Origin of the sequence: Ensifer sp. ENS02, from assembly GCF_014851885.1 — a bacterium.
Taxonomy (GTDB): domain Bacteria; phylum Pseudomonadota; class Alphaproteobacteria; order Rhizobiales; family Rhizobiaceae; genus Ensifer; species Ensifer adhaerens.
The window spans coordinates 1-990 of sequence record NZ_JACVAO010000055.1; the positions used below are offsets into that span (position 1 = coordinate 1).

The window sequence follows — 990 nt, forward strand, 5'->3', positions numbered from 1 at the left end:
GCCTTTCGGCTTATCCTGTTGGGGTTTTGGAGATCTCAACACGGGAGTTGGAAGCATGACTGCGTCCTATGATTACCATATCGGCGTTGATTACCACAAATCCTATAGCCATCTGGTGGTGCAGGACAGCAGCGGCAAGACGCTGCGCTCCGGCCGGGTGAAGAACGATCGCCAGTCGCTCGGCGGGTTTCTCGAGCGGTACCGCGAAAACAGCCATGCGGTTGTCGAGGCGACGCGCAACTGGATGGTTATCTACGACTGGCTCGACGACATTTGTGATGATGTCGTTCTCGCCCACCCGTTGAAGGTCAAGGCGATCGCCGACGCCAAGATCAAGACCGACAAGATCGATGCGACCGTGCTGGCGCATTTGCTGCGCGCCGACCTGGTGCCGGAAGCCTGGGCGCCAAGCGAGCGGTCGCGGGACCTGCGTGTCGCCCTGCGGGAGCGGATGTTCTACGTGCGGCTGCGCACGATGACGAAGAACCGCATCGTCACGGTGTTTGATCGCTATCCGGAGCAGACGGCGCAACTGAAGACGCTCGGCGATCTGTTTGGTAAGGCCGGCCGCATTCAGCTTTCGCAGGTCAACGTCTCTGAGATCGACCGCATCCAGATCGACCGTGGCCTCGCTTTCATTGGCGACATCGATGAGCGGATCAAGCAGTCGGAAGCGACGATCCGGGCGATGACCAAGGCCAATCCCAACGTGAGGCTGTTGAAGACGATCCCCGGCATCGGCGAGTTCTTCGCCCGTCTGATCGACGCGGAGATCGATGACATAGCGCGGTTCCGCAACCCGAAGAAGCTGGCCGCCTATGCCGGGCTGGTGCCCTCGACCTATTCGAGCGGCGGCAAGACCTATCACGGCAAGATCATCAAGCAGGGCAACAAGTGGCTGCGCTGGGCTTTTGTCGAAGCGGTCACCCCGGCGATCGCCAGCGATCCACAGCTTCGCGCCCAATATGAGCACCTGAAGATCAGAGGAAC

1 protein-coding gene is annotated in these 990 nt (G+C 60.2%); it reads left to right on the plus strand.

The window, feature by feature from the left end; translation table 11 throughout:
• Nucleotides 1-55: 55 nt before the first annotated feature.
• A partial coding sequence (locus tag IB262_RS35390) for an IS110 family transposase (protein WP_192494573.1) occupies nt 56-990 on the plus strand: 935 nt, incomplete at its 3' end.